We start from the raw sequence: 19003 nt of genomic DNA on the forward strand, positions 1-19003 counted from the left end.
GGCATCAGCCCTTGGCGTACTGCAGCAGCACCTCCAGCGGATGACGCAACTGGCGGTCTGCCAAGCGCTTGACCTGGCTGCGGCATGAATAGCCGGTCGCCAACGCCTCCCCCTGTTTACCCAGCTTGCCGGCCCAGGATTGCTCGAAAATGGTTCGCGAGGTGTCCTGGTTGCGCGCTTCGTGGCCATAGGTGCCGGACATGCCGCAGCAACCGGTCGCTTCGGTGAGCAGTTTCAGCCCCAGTCGCGCAAATACCTGCTCCCACTGGCGGGTACTGGCCGGCACGTTGGTTTTCTCGGTGCAGTGGGCCAGCAGACGGAAGGTTTCGCCGACGCCCGCGGCCTGTTCGGGCAGCACGTCGATCAACCATTCCTGCGGCAGCAGCACCTTCGGGCAGTCGCTCAGGCCTTCGACCTTCTGGTACTCCTGGCGGTACACCAGGGTCATGGCCGGGTCGAGGCCGACCAGTGGCACGCCGCAATCGGCCAGGGCCTTGAGCTGGTTGGCGTTGCGAATCGCCGCCTTGGCAAAGGCGCCAAGGAAGCCCTGAACATGCAAGGGTTTGCCGTTGGCGCTGTAGGGCGCGAGGAACACCTTGTGGCCAAGACGGTGGGCCAGCTCGATAAACGACGCCAGCAGCGGTGTTTCGAAGTAGCGGGTGAACGCATCCTGGACCAGCACGATGCTGCGCTCACGCTGGGCCGGGGTCAGTTCGCGCAGCGCCGGTACGCTGGCCGCGCGGACGTTGCAACGGGTCAGGGTGTTCTGCAGGTTGTAGCGGCTGATCAGCGGGCTGTCGAGCATGCCGACATGGCGCTCGAGCAGGCGGCTGACCCACTTCGACCCCATCACCGCGTTGTACAACCCTGGCGCATAGGCCATGTAGGGAATGCTGAACTCCAGCGAGCCGATCAGGTAGTCACGCAGCGGGCGCTGATAGCGACCGTGGTACAGCTCCAGGAAGCGCGAGCGAAACTCCGGCACGTTGACCTTGATCGGGCACTGCCCCGCGCAGGATTTGCACGCCAGGCAGCCGGCCATGGCTTCGTAGACTTCGTGGGAGAAATCGGCTTCGCCACGGGAGCGTGCCTGGTTGTTGCGCAGGCGTTTGGGCAGCTCCTTGAGCCACGAAGTCTTGTTCTTTGCCGCCGCCAATACATCGATGCTGGCCGCACCCTGCAGGCGCAACCATTCACGGATCAGCGAGGCGCGGCCCTTGGGCGAATGCTGGCGCTCACGGGTGGCCTTCCACGATGGGCACATGGCGTCGTTGGGGTCGAAGTTGTAGCAGGCGCCGTTGCCGTTGCAGTGCACGGCGCTGCCAAAGCTTTGCCAGACCCGCTCATCGATCTGCCGGTCAAAATCACCGCGCATTGGCGCTTCGTTGACCTTGATCAGGCCCTGCTCGCTATCGGGCGGGGTGCAGATCTTGCCGGGGTTGAGCTGGTTGTAGGGGTCGAACGCGCCCTTGAGCGACTGCAGTGCCGGGTACAGTTCACCGAAGAAATCCGGCACGTATTCCGAACGCAGGCCCTTGCCATGCTCCCCCCAGAGCAGGCCGCCATAACGCTGGGTCAGTGCCGCCACGGCATCGGAAATCGGCTTGACCAGTGCAGCCTGGGCCGGGTCTTTCATGTCCAGCGCCGGGCGTACGTGCAACACGCCGGCGTCGACATGACCGAACATGCCATAGGCCAGGCCGTAGCTGTCGAGCAATGCGCGGAAGTCGGCGATGTAGTCGGCCAACTGCTCTGGCGGTACGGCGGTGTCTTCAACGAACGGTTGCGGACGCACTTCGCCGTCGACGTTGCCAAGCAGGCCTACCGAACGCTTGCGCATGGTGTAGACCCGGGTCACCGCCTCGGCGCCTTCGGCCAGGGTGTGGCCCAGACGCTCGACGCCGGTGTCAGCCTGCAGGTGGGCGACAAACGCCTGCACCCGCGCGTTCACTTCAGCCGGATCATCACCGCAGAACTCCACCAGGTTGATGCCCAGGGTCGGGCGCTCGGCTTCGGCGGGGAAGTACTCGGCGACGCTGTGCCAGACGATGTCCTTCATCGCCAGCATCAGTACCTTGGAGTCCACCGTCTCGATCGACAGCGGCTTGTGCGCCATCAGCGCATTGGCGTCGCGCAGGGCGTCCATGAAGCTGCTGTAACGCACGTTGACCAGCACAGCGTACTTCGGAATCGGCAGCACGTTGAGCTTGGCCTCGACCACGTAGCCCAGCGAGCCTTCGGCGCCGCACAGCACACTGTTAAGGTTGAAGCGGCCCTGCTCGTCGCGCAGGTGCGCCAGGTCGTAACCGGTCAGGCAGCGGTTGAGCTTGGGGAAGATGGTCTCGATCAGCTCGGCCTGGGTTTCCTGGATCTGCCGGGCCATGCGGTACACCTCACCGCTGCGGCCTGGTTGCGCGCAAGCCTGCTCCAGCGCCTGGTCATCGATGGGCAGGCTGTGCAGGCGCTCGCCGCCGAGCAGCACACTGTGCAGTTCAAGCACGTGATCGCGGGTCTTGCCGTAGGTGCAGCTGCCCTGGCCGCTGGCGTCGGTGTTGATCATGCCGCCGACGGTGGCGCGGTTGGAGGTCGACAGCTCCGGGGCGAAGAACAAGCCGTGGGGCTTGAGCGCGGCGTTGAGCTGGTCCTTGACCACCCCGGCCTGGACCCGCACCCAACGCTCCTCGACGTTGATCTCGAGGATGTTGTTCATGTGCCGCGACAGGTCGACGACGATGCCGTCGGTCAGCGACTGGCCGTTGGTACCGGTGCCGCCACCACGGGGGGTGAGCTTGACCTGGCGAAAGCGCGGTTCGGCCATCAGCGCGGCAACCCGGGCGACGTCCTCGGCATCCAGCGGGAACACCGCCGCTTGTGGCAGGCGCTGGTAGATCGAGTTATCGGTGGCGAGCACCGTGCGGGTGGCATAGTCGGCGCTAATCTGGCCACGGAAACCGTTGGCACGCAGGGCGGCGAGGAAATCGGAATAGTCGGCAGCAGGGGCGCTGGTCGGCAACTGGGCGATCATCAAAGGATGGCCTCTTTAATTTGGCTAATCACGGGATATCGGAACACTTGCTGGCTGAGCATAATTAGGTCAGCCTCAAGACACTGATATGCCAATGATCCCGGAGCGTGCCGCCGCGGACAACTGGATATTTCTGCCGCTATCGATGACTTTTACGAATGAATTACCGCCATCTAACGCCGTCCATGTCATTGCTGCTGGCTTTCGAAGCCGCCGCCCGGCATGAAAGCTACACCCGCGCCGCCACCGAGCTGTCGCTGACCCAGAGCGCGGTGAGCCGCCAGGTGCAGGCGCTGGAGCAGCAACTGGGCCTGACCCTGTTCCGCCGCGAAGGCCGCCAGGTGCGCCTGACTGATGTCGGTCGGCTGTATCAGCGGGAGATGAGCGAAGCCCTCGGGCGGATCCGCAGTGCTACTTTGCAGGCCATGGCTTACCAGTCTGGCGAAGGCAGCCTGCGCCTGGCGACCCTGCCGACCTTCGGCTCCAAATGGCTGCTGCCGCGCCTGCATGAGTTCTACAAGCTGCACCCGGGCATGCTGGTGCACATCAATTCACGCATCGAAGCCATCGATTTTGAAACCAGCGGCATCGACGCCGCCATCGTCGTCGGTAATGCCGACGTACCGGGGCTGGTCTGTCATCGCCTGCATGCCGAAGAGTTGCTGGTGATCCTCTCGCCGGACACCGCCGCCGGCCAGGCCGACTGGTCACCGCCGCGCCTGCATGAGCAGTTGCTGCTCAACGTGGCCAACAACCCCAACGCCTGGGGCGAATGGTTTTCCCACCATGGCCTGGCGCACCGCAGCATGCGCCTGGGGCCCAGCTTCGAGCTGACTTCGCACCTGATCCAGGCAGTGCGCGCCGGCATCGGCATCGGCCTGGTACCGCGCATCCTGGTGGCCGACGAGCTGGCCAGCGGTGAACTGGTCAGTGCCGGTGCACCGTTTGCCAGCCAGCGCAGCTATTACCTGATCTACCCGCCACGCAACCAGTCGCTGCCATCGCTGATGGCATTTCGCGGCTGGTTGCTGGGGCAGATCTGAGGCGCTGGCTCAGATGCTCAGGCAGATCTTGCCGAAGTGCTGGTTGCTTTCCTGATAGCGGAAGGCTTCGACGATCTGCTCCAGGTCGAAGGTCTTGTCCACGACCGGGAGCAAGCCATTGGCATCGATGGCGCGGACCATCGCCTGCTGCTGGGCACGGCTGCCCACCAGCACGCCTTGCAGGCGAATCTGCCGTACCAGGGCCTGGACCAGCGGCAGGTTGCCCGCCACGCCGGTCAGAATACCGATCAGCGACACATGCCCGCCGATACGCGCAGCGATCATTGATTGCTCGAGGGTCGCCGGGCCACCGACTTCGATCACGTGATCGACACCGCGGTTGGCGGTGAGCTGGCGCACCTTCTCGCCCCAGGCCGGAGTCTTGCGGTAGTTGATCAGGTGGTCGGCGCCGAGGGCCTTGAGGCGTTCGAGCTTGTCGTCGCTGGAGGACGTGGCGATCACCGTGGCACCGGCCAGCTTGGCGAACTGCAGGGCGAAAATCGACACGCCACCAGTACCTTGCACCAGCACGGTATCGCCTGGCTTGAGCGAGTCATCGGCCATCAGTGCGCGCCAGGCGGTGAGGCCGGCGGTGGTCAGGGTCGCCGCTTCGGCGTGGCTGTAGCCCTTGGGCGCATGGGTAAAAGAGGTTGCGCGGGCAGTCACCTGTTCGCGGGCGTAACCATCGATGCCGTCGCCCGGTACGCTGGCGAAACCTTCGACCAACGGCTGGCCGTCCAGCCAGTCTGGGAAGAAGGTGCTGACCACCGAATCGCCCACGGCGAACTCGCTCACGCCAGCACCCACTGCGGTCACCACACCGGCGCCGTCGGCCATGGGGATACGCGGCGCAGTCGGCCCCCACATGCCGCTGACCACGGCGAAGTCGTGATAGTTGAGCGAGTTGGCGTGCAGGCGCACGCTGATTTCGCCGGCTTGCGGCGCCGCAGCCTCGCGGGTGCCTACCTGCACCTTGTCGTAACCACCGCCGGTCTGGACGATAATGGCCCTGCTGGTCATGGAAACCTCCTGAGTCGATTGGGCAAATAGCTGACCAGTCTTTGCCTGCCCCTGCCCCAGGTCAAGCACGAGCGCTTGCATAGTGCGCCAGCAAACCACAATAATGCGACTAATTATCAATTACTCGATATTGCCTCACCATGCCCGCTCCCGATCATGCTGCCCTGCACGCGCTCTACAGCGAACATAACGGTTGGTTGAAGAACTGGCTGCGCGCCCGCCTGGGCAATGCCAGCGATGCCGCCGACCTGGCCCAGGACACCTTTATCCGGGTTTTGAACGCGCGCAATGCAGACACCATTCGCGAGCCGCGCAGCTACCTGGGCGCCATTGCCCATGCGCTGATGATCGACAAGTTCCGCCGCAAAGCGCTCGAACAGGCCTACCTGGACGAACTGGCGTTGCGCCCGGAGCGGGTCGCCGAATCGCCGGAAAGCCGCTTGCTGATCCTCGAAACCTTGCTGGCCGTGGACCAGATGCTCGATGGCCTGGGCGAGCGCACGCGCAATATTTTCCTGGCCGTGCAGCTCGAAGGCCTGAGCTATGTGGCCACCGCTGAGCGCCTGGGAGTGTCGGTGACCACGGTGAAGAAGCACCTGATCCGCGCCATGACCCACTGCCTGCTACTGACGGACGACTGACATGGCCCAGCCGCTGGACTATCGCACCCTCGAAGCTGCCGCCACCTGGTACGTGCAGCTCAACGCCGCGCCGCCCAGCGATGCGCAGTTACAGGCCTGGCAAGACTGGCTGGGCAAGAGCCAGGCCCATGCCCAGGCCTGGGCGCGGGTAGAAAAGCTGCAGCGTCAGTTGGGACGACTGCCGGCCGATGTCGCCCTGCCGGCCCTGGCCGGTGTGCGCGCCCGGCGCCGCGCCGTACTCAAGACCCTGGCCCTGCTCATGGCCGTCGGTGCAACCGGCTGGGCCGTACGGGAAAGCACCCCGGGCCAGGCCTGGATGGCCGAGTTGCGCACCGGCAAGGGCCAGCGCCGCCAGGTACGCCTCGCCGACGGCAGCCAGCTCGAACTCAACACCGACAGCGCTGTGGATATCCGCTACGACGGCCAGCAACGCCTGCTGCGCCTTTACAGCGGTGAAATCATGGTGCAGACCGCACGCGATAGTGCGGCTCGCCCGTTCATTGTCGAAACGGCCGAAGGCCGGGTGCGCGCCCTGGGCACGCGCTTCAACGTCCGTAGCGACAACGGCCTGAGCCGCGTCAGCGTGCTCGAGCATGCGGTTGAAGTACGCCCGCTCGACCAGCCGCTGCTGATGCTGCGCCTGGAGACCGGACAAAGCGTCAGCTTCGACCGCACGCAGATTGCTGCCGCCAGCACCGCCCTGCCCGGCACCGGAGCCTGGACCCAGGGCATGCTGACCGTGATCGAATGGCGCCTGGGCGACTTCATCAGTGAACTGCGCCGCTACCGCCCCGGCGTGCTGCGCTGTGCCGAGAGCATTGCCGACCTGCGCCTGTCCGGCGCCTTTCGTATCGACGACACCGACACCGTCCTGGAAAACCTTGGCGTGTCGTTGCCGGTCAGGGTGCGTTACATGACCCGCTACTGGGTCAGCATTGAAGCAGTCTGAAGAAATTTCGCACAAAGGGTTGCCGATTTTCATTCTCATTCGGCTACGCAGTTAAAGCGGCAAATTTCGACCGCCCCTCTGCCCAGCCAATCGAAGGAAATCCTGCATGACCCCGACTTGTCCGCGCGCACCCCGCCCTCTGGTTCGCGCTGTCCACCTGGCGCTGTTCGGCCTGACCCTGGCGCCTTTGCCGCTGCTCGCGCTGCTGCCTGCCCAGGCCATGGCGCAGAGCGCCAGCACGCAATTCCAGATCGCCCCGGGCCCGCTGGGCACCACTCTGAGCCTGTTCGCCACCCGCGCCAACATTACCCTGTCGTTCGATGCCCGCCAGACTCAGGGCCAGCAGTCGGCCGGCCTGCAGGGCAACTATTCGGTGGAAGAAGGCCTGGCCCGTCTGCTCAGCGGTACCGGCCTGCAGGCTCAGCGTCAGTCCAACGGCGGCTACGTATTGGTGCCGGCCAACACCGGCGCAGCGATGGAACTGGGCGCCACCAGCATCAACGCCCAGGGTCTGGGTGAAACCACCGAGGGCACCCATTCCTACACCACGGCGGCGACCCGTACCGCGACCAAGCTGCCGCTGTCGATCCGCGAAACACCGCAAACCATCACCGTGGTCACCCGCCAGCAGATGGACGACCAGGGCGCCCAGAGCATTTCCGATGTACTGCGCAACACCCCCGGCGTGTCGGCGCAAACCTATGACAGCGACCGCACCGAGTTCACCAGCCGCGGCCTGGTGATCACCAACTACCAGTACGACGGCGTCAACACCGTGTATGACGGTGTGTATGGCGAAGGCACCGCCCACGTCGACATGGCCATCTACGACCGGGTGGAAGTGCTCAAGGGCGCCACCGGCCTGATGACCGGCTCCGGCGACCCGTCGGCCACGGTCAACCTGATCCGCAAAAAACCGACCGCGCAGTTCCAGGGTTCGCTGACCGGCAGTGCCGGCAGCTGGGATAACTACCGTGGCGAAGTCGATGTCTCCGGCCCGATCAACAGCAGCGGCAGCGTGCGCGGGCGCTTCGTCAGCGCCCAGCAGGACAAGAAGGGCTACCAGGACCACTACCAGCAGAGCAAAGAGGTGTACTACGGCATCCTCGAAGCCGACATCACCCCGGACACCCTGCTGACCGTCGGCATCGACCAGCAGACCACCACCCCGCGTGGCAGCTCCTGGACCGGTAACCCGGTGTATTACACCGACGGCGGCCGCACGGACTTCTCACGCTCGTTCAACCCGGGCGCCGACTGGAGCCGCCGCGACTTCCAGAACCGTACCTACTTCGCCTCGCTGGAGCAGGCGCTGGCCAACGACTGGTCGCTCAAACTCACCGTCAACCAGCTGCAAAGCGACCACGACACCCGCCTGGCCTCGGCCAGTGGCGGTGCGCCGGATCGCAATGGCGATGGCATGTCGTTCTTCTGGGGCCGCTGGGAAGGCCATCGGGTGCAGAACAGCGCCGACCTCAACCTCTCGGGCCCGTTCACCCTGTTCGGTCGCCAGCATGACCTGGTCGTCGGTCTGGACACCAACCATTCGCGCCAGACTGGCGCCACCTGGGACACCAGCGAGTTTGCCATGGTGCCCGGCAGCATCTTTGACTGGGACGGCCACATCGGCGTGCCGGACTTCCCGAAAAACGGCAAGTACGAACAGAAAAAGAGCCAGAACGGCGCCTACATCGCTACCCGCCTGCATCCGACGGACGACCTCTCGGTGATACTCGGCACCCGGGTCAGCACCTTCAAGTACGACGACAACTACGACTACGACGGCCTCAACCCGACCTTCCAGGACAGCCAGTCCGGCTACAAGCAACATGGCGTGGTCACCCCGTACGCCGGTGTCGTCTATGACCTCGACGACACCTACTCGGTGTACGCCAGCTACACCTCGATCTACCAGCCACAGAGCAACAAGGACAGCAATGGCGCGACCCTTGATCCGGTCGAAGGCGACAGCTACGAAACCGGCCTCAAGGCGGCCTACTTCGACGGCAAGCTCAACGCCAGCCTGGCGCTGTTCCGCATCGAGCAGGACAACGTCGCAGACTCGATCGGCACCAACCCTGCGACCAACGAGGGCATCTACAAGGCCACCAGTGGCGCCACCACCCAGGGCATCGAGCTGGAAATCGCCGGCGAACTGCAGGAAGGCTGGAACCTCTCGGCAGGCTACACCTACGCACGCTCGCGCGATGCCGACGAGCAGCGCATCTATGGCTTCCCGATGAGCACCAGCAAGCCTGAGCACCTGGTGCGGATGTTCACCACCTACCGTTTGCCGGGGGTGCTGGATAAAGTGACCGTGGGCGGGGGAATCAACTGGCAGAGCGCGTTCTACGGCAAGATCTACAATCGCTCGGTGAACGACTACACCTTCATCAAGCAAGGCGGCTACACCCTGGTCGACCTGATGACCCGCTACCAGTACAACGAACAGTTGAGCTTCACAGTCAATGCCAACAACGTGTTCGACAAGCGCTACCTGAGCGGGCTGGGCAACTTCGATACCACCTACTACGGTGATCCGCGCAATGTGATGCTGACCACGCGCTGGGAGTTCTGAGTAAGGTGTGAGGGCCTCATCGCTGGCGAGCCAGCTCCCACAAGGACCGCGTGCAGCCCACCTGTGGGAGCCGGCCTTGCCAGCTATTGGTCGAGCATCAACTGCAGCGCCCGACAATCCGCCGCATGCCAGTCGGCCAGTTCCGGCCAGGGATTGTCCGGCAGGTTGACCAGAATCGTCCGCGCCCCCGCCGCCCGGCCGCAATCCAGGTCAAAGCGATAATCGCCGACCATGACCATCTCGGTCGGCGCCACGTCCCAGGCTTCGGCCAGCTTCAACAAGCCACCCGGGTGTGGTTTGGGCGGTGCTTCATCGCGACCGACGATGTGCTCGACGGCAAAGCAGTCAGCCAGGCCGATGGCCTCCAGGGTGATATGCGCCAGCTCACGGGCATTGCGGGTGAGGATGCCCAACCGACAACCGCGCGCCGCCAGGTCGCGGACCAGCTCCACGGCGCCGGTAGCCGGGCGCGAGCCGATCGCCAGCTCACGCTCATGTTCCAGCAGCCAGGCGTGCTTGGCCGCGGCCTCGGCGGCCGGCAAAGCCGCCAGGTGGGTAAGGATATCGTGCGTCTGCGGAATCTCCAGCGCCTCCTTGATCGCCGCAAAATCGTGCACGGCGACGGTCAGGGTACCGTCCATGTCGAACACCCAGTGGCGAATCTGCTGCAGGCTCATTGCCAATCCTTGCGATGACGAATCAGGCCTTCCTGGCACGACGAGGCCACTAGATGCCCGGCCTGGTTGTAGATGTTGCCGCGGGCAAAACCACGGGCATTACCGGCCCATGGGCTGTCCATGGCGTACAGCAGCCACTGGTCGGCGCGCAGGTTGCCGTGGAACCACAGCGCGTGGTCGAGGCTGGCAATCTGCATGTCTTTCTGCCACACCGATTTGCCATGGGGCAGCAGCGAAGTGGTCAGCAGGCCGAAGTCCGAGGCGTAGGCGAGCATGTACTTGTGCAGCGCCGGCACATCCGGCAGGTTACCATCGGCGCGGAACCAGACGTACTTCACCGGCTCGCCCGGCTTGGGGTTGAACGGGTCCTCGGCGGTCACCGGGCGCATTTCGATCGGCTTGGCGCAGAGCATCTTGTCGCGGATGGCTTCAGGCAGGCGATCGGCCATGCCCTTGGCCAGCTCGACTTCCGACGGCAGGTTCTCCGGGCCGACCACATTGGGCATCTGGCTCTGGTGCTCGAAACCTTCTTCGTCGTACTGGAACGAGGCGCTGCAGGTGAAGATGGTCTTGCCCTTCTGGATCGCGGTCACCCGCCGGGTGCTGAAACTGCCGCCATCGCGCACGCGGTCGACCGAATAGACCACCGGCATGCTGGCATCGCCCGGGCGCAGGAAGTAACCGTGCAGCGAGTGCACATGACGCGCCTCTTCGACCGTCTGGCTGGCCGCCGACAGCGACTGGCCCAGTACCTGTCCACCGTACAGCTGCCGAAAGCCCAGGTCCTGGCTTCGCCCGCGGAACAGGTTTTCCTCGATCGATTCCAGGCTCAACAGGTCAACCAGATCGTCCAACACGTGGCTCATTCAAGATTCTCCAAGGCAATGCGCAACTGCTGCAAATAATACAGGGTTTGTCATTGCCAGCCCGTATGTTCTGCAATTCAGCCGCGCAGGGTAGCTTGCCACTGGGCGCGGTCGATGCGGTACAGCACGTGCGGGCGCAGGGGGTGGCCAGGCTCTAGCTTGGGGTGTTCGAAGCTACCTGCCAGGTCCTGCTGCATGCCGATGGCCTGCATGACTTTCTGCGACGCCAGGTTGCTTTGCGTGGTGAACGACACCACCTGCTCCAGGCCCAGTTGAGCGAAGGCGCAGCGCAGGCTGGTCCAGGCTGCTTCACTGGCAAACCCCAGCCCCCAGTGACGCCGGGCCAGGCGCCAGCCGATCTCCACCGCTGGGGCGAAGTCGGCGTCAAAACTTACATTGAGCAGGCCGGTCATGCCGATGAAAGCGCCGGTATCCTTGCGTTCCAGGGCCCATAGGCCATAACCGTATTCATTGAAGTGACCGCGGATCCGGCCGATCAGCGCGGCGCTCTCGACCCGGGTCAACGGCGCAGGAAAGTAGCGCATGACCATAGGGTCGGCGCACATGGCGGCGAACTCGGCGAGGTCGTCATCCTGCCATTGGCGCAACTGCAGCCGCGCGCTTTCAAGTTGCAGTATCGGGGTCATGCTCGGCTCCTTATCCACAGCCTGCAGTTTACAGCGTAGGCTGTTCATCGGCTGCTGGCGCTTCAGTGCTGGTAGCACAACAAGGCAAGGAGCTGGCAAGATCGATTCCTGCTCTGACCAAGACCCTGCCATGCCCCTGCCGCTGATCTATCACGACGACTACAGCCCGGCGTTCCCCGCCGAGCACCGCTTTCCGATGGACAAGTTCCGCCTGTTGCGCGATCACCTGGTCGCCAGCGGCCTGACCACGGATGCGGCGCTGCTACGCCCGGAAATCTGCCCCAACGATATCCTCGCCCTGGCCCACGACCGCGCCTACATCGAGCGCTACATGCATGGCGAGCTGTCGCGTGAAGACCAGCGCCGCCTCGGCCTGCCCTGGAGCGAAGCCCTGGCGCGGCGTACCGTGCGTGCGGTCGGCGGCTCGCTGCTGGCCGCCGAGCAGGCGCTGGAGCACGGCATCGCCTGCCATTTGGCGGGAGGTACCCATCATGCCCATTACGATCACCCGGCCGGTTTCTGCATCTTCAATGACCTGGCAGTGATCAGCCATTACCTGCTGGAAGCCGGGCGGGTGCACAAGGTGCTGATCTTCGATTGCGACGTGCACCAGGGCGACGGTACCGCGCGCATCCTCCACGACACCGCGGATGCCATCACCGTGTCGCTGCATTGCGAGCAGAACTTCCCGGCGCGCAAGGCTGAAAGCGACTGGGACATTCCGCTGCCGCGCGGCATGGGTGACCAGGCTTACCTGAAGGTGGTGGATGACGCGCTCAACTACCTGCTGCCGCTGTATCGCCCTGACCTGGTGCTGTACGACGCCGGCGTCGACGTGCACAAGGACGACGCCCTGGGGTATCTGCAACTCACCGATGAAGGCGTCGCCGCGCGTGACGAAAGCGTGCTGCGCCACTGCCTGGGGCGTGACATCCCGGTGGTCGGCGTGATTGGCGGAGGCTACAGCAAGGACCGCGAGGCCCTCGCCCGCCGTCACGGGATACTGCACCACAGCGCCAGCCGCGTGCTGGGTTACTCACAATGACTGTGGAACCGCCTGTGGATAACCTGCTGGAAACCCCCTCAAGCCCTTTAACTACCTGGCCTTGAGGCTGCTGTTCATTTTTTGATCAGTGTTTCCGGGCGGCCCGCTAAGGTAGAATGCCGGCTCTTTTTCCCAGCTTGCAGCCGACCATGACCGACACCCGCCCCACCGACCGCCCACACGTTGCCATTATCGGAGGCGGGCCGGCCGGGTTGATGGCCGCCGAAGTGCTGAGCCAGGCCGGGGTCGCCGTCGAGCTGTACGACGCCATGCCCTCGGTGGGCCGCAAGTTCCTCCTGGCCGGGGTCGGTGGCATGAACATCACCCATTCCGAGCCTTACCCGGCGTTCATCGCCCGCTATGCCGAACGTACGGATGAAGTTGCCCGCCTGCTCGAAGGCTTCGATGCCGATGTGCTGCGCCAGTGGATTCACGACCTGGGTATCGAAACCTTCGTCGGCAGTTCCGGCCGGGTCTTCCCCCGCGACATGAAAGCCGCGCCGCTGCTACGCGCCTGGCTCAAGCGCCTGCGCGACGCCGGAGTAGTTATCCACACCCGCCATCGCTGGCTGGGCTGGAACGCCGAAGGAGCCTTGCGGATCGCTTATCCACAGGGCGAACTGGCGCTCAAGCCGACGGCCACCGTGCTGGCGCTGGGCGGCGGCAGCTGGGCGCGGTTGGGCTCGGATGCAGCCTGGCTGCCCTGGCTGCAAGCGCAAGGCGTGCAGATTGCGCCGTTGCAGGCGGCCAACAGTGGTTTCGAGGTCGAGGGCTGGAGCGCTGTGCTCAAGGACAAGTTTGCCGGCGCGCCGCTGAAGAATATCGCCCTGAGCCTTGAGGGCCATGCACCGCGCCTGGGTGAGTGCGTGCTCACCGCACAAGGGCTGGAAGGCAGCCTGGTATACGCCTGGTCGGCGCAGATTCGCGAGGCGATCAACCGCGATGGCAGCGCCAGGGTGCTGATCGACCTGCTGCCCAACCGGCCTGTGGATAAAATCCAGCAGGCCCTGGCCAAGCCGCGGGGTTCACGCTCGATGGCCAAGCATCTGCACAGTCAACTGGGGCTGGACGGGGTCAAGGCAGCGCTGTTGCGCGAGCAGACCGATCAGCAGACCTTTGCCGACCCGGCGTTGCTGGCGCAAGCGATCAAGGCCTTGCCGGTCACCCTGGTGCGCCCTCGCCCGCTGGATGAAGCGATCAGCAGTGCCGGTGGGGTGACCTTCGAAGCGCTGGATGAACGCTTGATGCTCAAGCAGATGCCCGGCGTGTTCTGTGCCGGCGAGATGCTCGACTGGGAGGCGCCGACGGGCGGCTATCTGCTGACGGCCTGTTTTGCCAGTGGGCGCAAGGCGGGGTTGGGGTTGCTGGAGTGGCTCAAGGCCTAAGGGAAGGCTTCGCCTTCCATCGCCGGCAAGTCCGGCTCCCACAGGTTATCGCTGCCCTCTGTAGGAGCGGGCTTGACCCGCGATGGCGTACTCAAGGCTTGCGCTTGCGCGGCCCGGTGTTGAAAGTCGGCACCTTGCGCACCGGCTTGGCCTGCGGCGCCGCCGCTGGCGTTTCAGCGCTGTCCAGCCAACGCCCGAGGCTGCGTTTGCTGCTGTTCTCCTTGGGCTTCTTCGGCTTTTTCGGCTTCTTCAGCACCTGGCCATTGGCGTCGGTCATCGGCACCTTGTGGTCCGGAGTGAAGTCCGGCTCTTCATGGCGCGGCAAGGTCTTGCGGGTCAGGGTTTCAATCGCCGACAGCAGTTGAACCTCGTCGGCACACACCAGCGAAATCGCCTCACCACTGTTGCCCTTGCGCCCGGTACGGCCGATGCGGTGGATGTAATCCTCGGCCACGATCGGCAGGTCGAAGTTGACCACCAGCGGCAGGTCGTCGATATCCAGCCCGCGCGCCGCCACATCGGTGGCTACCAGAATCTGGATCTCGCGCGCCTTGAAGCTGTCCAGTGCACGCTGGCGAGTGGCCTGAGGCTTGTCGCCGTGGATACCGTCGGCGTTGACACCCTGGCCACGCAGGCGCTCGACCAACTGGTCAACGCCATTACGGGTTTTGGCAAACACCAGCACCTGCTTCCAGCGCTGTTTGCGCATCAGGTGGCTGAACAGCTCAGGCTTGCGCTTCTTGTCCACCGGCACGATCCACTGCTTAACGGTGCTGGCGGTGACGTTGCGCGGGCTGACTTCAATGCTCAACGGATCATTGAGGGTTTGTGCGGCCAGTTGGCGGATCTCGTCGGAGAAAGTTGCCGAGAACAGCAGGGTTTGCCGGCGTGCCGGCAAGGCGGCGTACACCGCGCGCAGCTCTTCGGCAAAACCGAGGTCGAGCATGCGGTCCGCTTCATCGAGCACCAGCGCCTGCAGCTGGTTGAACTTCACCGCGTTCTGGCGGAACAGGTCGAGCAAACGGCCGGGGGTGGCCACCAGCAGGTCGATACCCTTGCGCAGCTTCATCATCTGCGGGTTGATGCTGACGCCGCCGTACACCGCGTAGGTACTCAGTGGCAGGTGCTCGGCGTAGTCGCGAATGTTGGCGTGTACCTGTTCGGCCAGTTCGCGGGTCGGTACCAGCACCAGCGCGCGTACCGAGTTGCTGGCGACCTTGGCCCCTTCCAGGGTCAGGCGCTGCAACAGCGGCAGGGCAAAACCTGCGGTCTTGCCGGTGCCGGTCTGGGCGGCGGCCATCAGGTCGCGGCCGGCCAGTACGGCAGGAATGGCCTGGGCCTGGACCGGGGTCGGGGTGTTGTAGTCCAGGCGCTCGAGCGCGCGCAGCAAGGGTTCGATCAGGCCGAGTTTGGCGAAAGTCATGGCAATACCGTCAGGGGAATTCAGCAATGGCGGCAGTTTACCTTGTTCAGGCCCGGCGCGTGCCCCTGTCGGTATCAGCCTGGCGGTTGAAAGCGTACCTTGAGCAGACGATCGACACCTTCCCCCAGATAGAACGAAAAGGGCCTGCCGCTCTGGTAGGCAACCGCTCGACAAGCGTCGAATGCCTCGGGGTCGTTGCGGATGAAGTACATGTAAGGCTGATACCTGACGGTGCCAATCGAGCCGAACTCGAACACCAGACGGTCTACAGTGTCCGGGCGGTCGATGCGTACCCGCATACCGCCCATCTCCAGACGTTCGAGCAACTGCTGATCATCGAAAAACAGCTGCGCCGGCGCCTGGACTTGCTCACCGCTGGCCATGCGCAACTTCATTTCGCCGCGCAGGTCGCTGCCACTGACATCGAACTCGGTCACCTCGAAGGGCAACGCTGCCTGCAGCCTGGCATTGGCCTCACAGATCATATCGGCCTGCGGCTTTTGCGCAGTCGCCTGCTCTTTGCGTCGCAACTGCACATCGATTCCAGAGCGAAAACTGAAGTGCAGTGGCAGCGACACCTCACCGAGTGCGACGATCTCCCTGGGCGCCGGGCCGAAGTCATAAACACCCAGGCCCAGCTTTCGCGCCTGGCGCATGTCGACCATCAGCCGACCACTGAGCCGGGCCGCTTCACGAGCGGGCTCGAATGACTCGAACAACGCCCGCAGATCCTGGCGCTGCCTGGCATTCAGGGCATCATCGGCAAAGCGCAGCTGCAGTGCCCGCCGGCTGTCGGGATCGAGCACCAGGTCGATCTTTTGTGTATCGATCTGCTGCGTAGCGATGATCTGCTGCAGCGCCTGGACATAGCGCGGGTCGATTTCGTCGCTGGCGCTGGTGCGGGTAACCGACTCCTGAAAGTACAGGGTCATGAAGGTGCTTCGGTCGTCGCGCAACATGACCATGCATACCGCGACCACTGCCACGCAACCCACGATTTTCACTGCCGTCCTGGCAAAACGTCCTTTCATTTACAGAGTTCACCTTCCACTTCGCCAACGGGTTTGGCCTTTTCAACTGCCGGTCGGCGCCACTGCGGCACACCGATCAACACCACGGCGCCAATGATAACCGCCATTGCCACGCATTCCTCGAAACCGATCTGTTCGCCGGCAAAAACGATCCCCAGCAGCACCGCCACTGCCGGGTTGACGTAGGCATAGCTGGTGGCTGCGGCCGGACGCACGTGCTTGAGCAGGTACATGTAGGCGCTGAAGGCCAGGATCGAGCCAAAGAACACCAGGTAGGCCAGCGCCCCCCAGCCGGCGGCGGTGGGCATCTGGGTCATGCGTTCGCCGCTCAACGCGCTGCCGAGCAGCAAGACCACGCCACCAACGAGCATTTCCGCGGCACTGGCCATCGGCCCCTGGGGCAGCGGCAGGCTTTTGCTCCATACCGAGCCGAAGGCCCAGGAGGCGGCGGCAAACAGGATCAGCGCGGCACCGACGGGGCTGGCCTGCAGGTTGGAGCCGAGGTTGAGCAAGGCGATGCCAACCAGGCCGAGGACAATCCCGGCCCATTCCAGGCGAGTGTTGCGATGGCCCCAGAGCAGGCCGAACATCAAGGTGAACAGCGGCACTGTGGCCACCGCCAGCGCGGCCACACCAGAGGCCACGCCAGCGTGCTCGGCCAGGGTCACGCCACCGTTGCCACAGCTGAGCAGCAATACACCGATGACACCCGCTGCCCGCCATTGCGGCCAGGTCGGTGCCGGCACGCCGCGCCAGCGCAAAAAGCCGTAGAGCAAAGAACCGGCAATGACAAAACGCACCCCGGCCATCAGTAACGGCGGCCAGGATTCGACGCCGATGCGAATCACCAGGTAGGTCGAGCCCCAGACCAGGTACAAGGCGAGAAAGGCGCCGATCAAGACTAACGGGAAGCGACGGGAGGCAGGCATGGGGGGCTCGAATTATGGGTGTCGGGCGGTTAGTTTAGAAAGGCAGCACGGCAAACATAAGTTACAAAACCTGTTTAAACGAGCCGTACACTTTTGAAACAACGGTTATTCAGGTCTCGTACCTTTGAATCGACAATCAGCCTCTGGAAGCCCATGGACAAGTACGATCGCATGCTCCTCAGCGCCCTGCTGGACAACGGCCGCGCCTCCTTCGCCGAGCTCGCGCGCAAGGTCAATCTCTCCGCCCCGGCGGTGGCCGAACGGGTGGCCAAGCTTGAGGCCAGCGGGGTGATTACCGGCTATCAGGCCAAGGTCGACCTGGAGAAAATCGGCCTGCCGATCCAGTGCGTGATCGAGCTGCGCCTGGCCAGCCATGGCAACCAGCAGACCTTTGAGGAGCTCACGCAGATCCCGCAACTGACCGAGTGCCACCGGGTGACCGGCGACCCCTGCGTGATCATGCAGGCGGCCGTGGCCTCGATGCCGGAACTGGAGGAACTGATCAACCGCATCGCCCAGTTCGGCTTCAGCAAGACTTCGATCATTCTCTCCAGCGCCGTGGAGCGGCGCCTGCCGCTGGGCCACCTGGAGCACAACGGCAAGAAGGCCTAGCGATAGTTGTTCAGCGCTTCGCCGATCTTCGCCGCGGGGACTTTCTGCAGGCTGCAGAACAACTGGTGGGAGACGCCGTTGACGCCCTGCTGGCGCAATTGCCCGACCAGGTGCTGGGCAAGGTTGGCGGCCATTTCCGCATCAGCCATGGCCCGGTGCGCGGTGCCGGTGTCAGGCAGGCCGGCCCAACGGGTCAGGGTGCCCAATTTGTGGTTAGGCGCCGATGGCATCAGGCGCCGCGCCAGCAACATCGAACAGGCGAACCGCTGGCTGCGGCTACGGCCGATCTGTGAAAGCTCGTAGTCCCAGAATTTCTGGTCGAACGAGGCGTTGTGGGCGAGCATCGGCGTATCGCCAACGAACTCGGCCACCTCGTTCATCACCCGGGCGATCGGTGGCGCACTGCGCAGCATGGCGGTGGTGATGCCGGTCAAGCCGGCGACAAACGCCGGCACCGGCACCCCGGCATTCATCAGGCTTTGATAGCGCTCGACGATGCGCCCGCGCTCCAGCATGACCACCGCCACCTCCGTGGCCCGGCAACCGGCCCCTGGTGAAATACCGGTGGTTTCAAAGTCAATGACAGCGATACGTTCCAAAACGACAACCTCGGAAATCTTAATGCTTGAGCAGCAGGCTGCCCTCGATGGGCACATAACGGCTGGCCGCGCGAATCAGTGAATTGGCGGTCAGCCCCGGCACGCCATAGGCGACGGCCTGAATGCCGTGACGGCTGATGACCCGCTCGAGCAGCAGGTCGAAATCGCCATCGCCGGAAGCCAGCACCACCTCATCGACCCGCGCGGCGGCGTCGATCACATCGAGGGTGATGCCCACGTCCCAGTCGCCCTTGGCCGAGCCGTCGCTGCGCTGGATATAGGGTTTGAGTTTGACTGTGAAACCAAGGTTGCGCAGTATCTGTTGAAACTGCTGCTGCTTGCTGTCGCCGCGGTCGATGGCGTAGGCCACCGCTTCGACGATCTGCCCGTGCTGGCTGATGTCGGCCCACAGCGCCGCGTAGTTGAAGTGGCAACCGTAGGCCTGGCGCACGGTGTAGTAGAGGTTCTGCACATCGGCGAATACCGCGATCTTCTTCACCGCTTTTCCTCATGGCGCCACGGCGCTGTTACCG

The 19003-nt window shown here is 64.1% G+C and carries 17 protein-coding genes; 7 read left to right on the top strand and 10 right to left on the bottom strand.

Translation table 11 applies throughout. From position 1 onward, the window contains the following. Positions 1-4: 4 nt before the first annotated feature. A complete protein-coding gene (gene ydiJ / locus LOY45_RS23105; protein WP_115085202.1) occupies positions 5-3025 on the bottom strand; it encodes a D-2-hydroxyglutarate dehydrogenase YdiJ in 3021 nt (1006 codons plus the stop codon). Between the two features lie 158 nt (positions 3026-3183). Between ydiJ and LOY45_RS23110 the strand changes: the two genes are divergently transcribed. Next, positions 3184-4068, top strand: a complete 885-nt coding sequence (locus LOY45_RS23110; RefSeq protein WP_115085201.1) for a LysR substrate-binding domain-containing protein — start codon at positions 3184-3186, stop codon at positions 4066-4068. Positions 4069-4077: 9 nt separating this feature from the next. On the opposite strand, the gene LOY45_RS23115 is transcribed toward LOY45_RS23110, so the two are convergent. Further along, positions 4078-5088, bottom strand: coding sequence for a zinc-dependent alcohol dehydrogenase family protein (locus LOY45_RS23115; protein WP_258578418.1), 1011 nt, complete (start codon positions 5086-5088; stop codon positions 4078-4080). A gap of 140 nt (positions 5089-5228) precedes the next feature. On the opposite strand from LOY45_RS23115, the gene LOY45_RS23120 reads away from it, so the two are divergent. The 3 genes from LOY45_RS23120 (at position 5229) to LOY45_RS23130 (ending at position 9256) form a co-directional block, all read left to right on the top strand. Further along, a complete protein-coding gene (locus tag LOY45_RS23120) occupies positions 5229-5729 on the top strand; it encodes a sigma-70 family RNA polymerase sigma factor (protein WP_115085199.1) in 501 nt (166 codons plus the stop codon). A gap of 1 nt (position 5730) precedes the next feature. Next, a complete protein-coding gene (locus tag LOY45_RS23125) occupies positions 5731-6678 on the top strand; it encodes a FecR domain-containing protein (protein ID WP_115085198.1) in 948 nt (315 codons plus the stop codon). A 106-nt stretch (positions 6679-6784) separates the two neighbouring features. Beyond that, positions 6785-9256 (top strand): TonB-dependent siderophore receptor, encoded by a 2472-nt coding sequence (locus LOY45_RS23130; protein ID WP_258578420.1) that lies wholly within the window; start codon positions 6785-6787, stop codon positions 9254-9256. An 83-nt stretch (positions 9257-9339) separates the two neighbouring features. On the opposite strand, the gene LOY45_RS23135 is transcribed toward LOY45_RS23130, so the two are convergent. The 3 genes from LOY45_RS23135 to LOY45_RS23145 form a co-directional block, all read right to left on the bottom strand. After that, positions 9340-9933 (bottom strand): HAD family hydrolase, encoded by a 594-nt coding sequence (locus tag LOY45_RS23135; protein WP_258578421.1) that lies wholly within the window; start codon positions 9931-9933, stop codon positions 9340-9342. Further along, positions 9930-10799 carry an acyl-CoA thioesterase II gene (tesB, locus tag LOY45_RS23140; RefSeq protein WP_115085195.1) on the bottom strand — a complete coding sequence of 290 codons (870 nt, stop codon included), beginning with the start codon at positions 10797-10799 and terminating at the stop codon, positions 9930-9932. Before tesB ends, LOY45_RS23135 begins: the two co-directional genes overlap by 4 nt. 77 nt (positions 10800-10876) lie before the next feature. Then, positions 10877-11446, bottom strand: a complete 570-nt coding sequence (locus tag LOY45_RS23145; protein ID WP_115085194.1) for a GNAT family N-acetyltransferase — start codon at positions 11444-11446, stop codon at positions 10877-10879. Positions 11447-11576: 130 nt separating this feature from the next. Here LOY45_RS23145 and LOY45_RS23150 point away from each other — a divergent pair, with 130 nt between their 5' ends. Together LOY45_RS23150 and LOY45_RS23155 are read left to right on the top strand one after the other, a co-directional pair. Further along, on the top strand, positions 11577-12491 hold the full coding sequence (locus tag LOY45_RS23150) for a histone deacetylase family protein (RefSeq protein WP_134061333.1): 915 nt from the start codon (positions 11577-11579) through the stop codon (positions 12489-12491). 149 nt (positions 12492-12640) lie between these two features. Beyond that, a complete protein-coding gene (locus LOY45_RS23155; protein ID WP_258578422.1) occupies positions 12641-13876 on the top strand; it encodes a TIGR03862 family flavoprotein in 1236 nt (411 codons plus the stop codon). 91 nt (positions 13877-13967) lie between these two features. Here LOY45_RS23155 and LOY45_RS23160 read toward each other — a convergent pair whose 3' ends face one another. From LOY45_RS23160 to yedA, 3 genes are all read right to left on the bottom strand, one after another. Further along, complete coding sequence (locus LOY45_RS23160; RefSeq protein WP_115085192.1) at positions 13968-15299, bottom strand: RNA helicase RhlE1; 1332 nt, start codon at positions 15297-15299, stop codon at positions 13968-13970. Positions 15300-15373: 74 nt separating this feature from the next. Beyond that, positions 15374-16330, bottom strand: coding sequence for a hypothetical protein (locus LOY45_RS23165; RefSeq protein WP_134061331.1), 957 nt, complete (start codon positions 16328-16330; stop codon positions 15374-15376). After that, entirely contained in the window at positions 16327-17259 is a 933-nt protein-coding gene (gene yedA, locus LOY45_RS23170; RefSeq protein WP_115085190.1) for a drug/metabolite exporter YedA, read from the bottom strand. Before yedA ends, LOY45_RS23165 begins: the two co-directional genes overlap by 4 nt. Before the next feature lie 153 nt (positions 17260-17412). Here yedA and LOY45_RS23175 point away from each other — a divergent pair, with 153 nt between their 5' ends. Beyond that, on the top strand, positions 17413-17871 hold the full coding sequence (locus tag LOY45_RS23175) for an Lrp/AsnC family transcriptional regulator (protein WP_115085189.1): 459 nt from the start codon (positions 17413-17415) through the stop codon (positions 17869-17871). On the opposite strand, the gene LOY45_RS23180 is transcribed toward LOY45_RS23175, so the two are convergent. Both LOY45_RS23180 and LOY45_RS23185 read right to left on the bottom strand, forming a co-directional pair. Beyond that, the gene (locus LOY45_RS23180) at positions 17868-18470 is read right to left on the bottom strand and encodes a 3'-5' exonuclease (RefSeq protein WP_258578423.1); all 603 of its coding nucleotides are present in this window, start codon (positions 18468-18470) and stop codon (positions 17868-17870) included. The genes LOY45_RS23175 and LOY45_RS23180 overlap by 4 nt on opposite strands. A gap of 19 nt (positions 18471-18489) precedes the next feature. Further along, positions 18490-18969: a LabA-like NYN domain-containing protein gene (locus tag LOY45_RS23185; protein ID WP_036996945.1), complete on the bottom strand. Its 480-nt coding sequence runs from the start codon at positions 18967-18969 to the stop codon at positions 18490-18492. Between the last annotated feature and the right edge of the window lie 34 nt (positions 18970-19003).

The organism is Pseudomonas wadenswilerensis, assembly GCF_024749185.1.
Lineage (GTDB): Bacteria > Pseudomonadota > Gammaproteobacteria > Pseudomonadales > Pseudomonadaceae > Aquipseudomonas > Aquipseudomonas wadenswilerensis.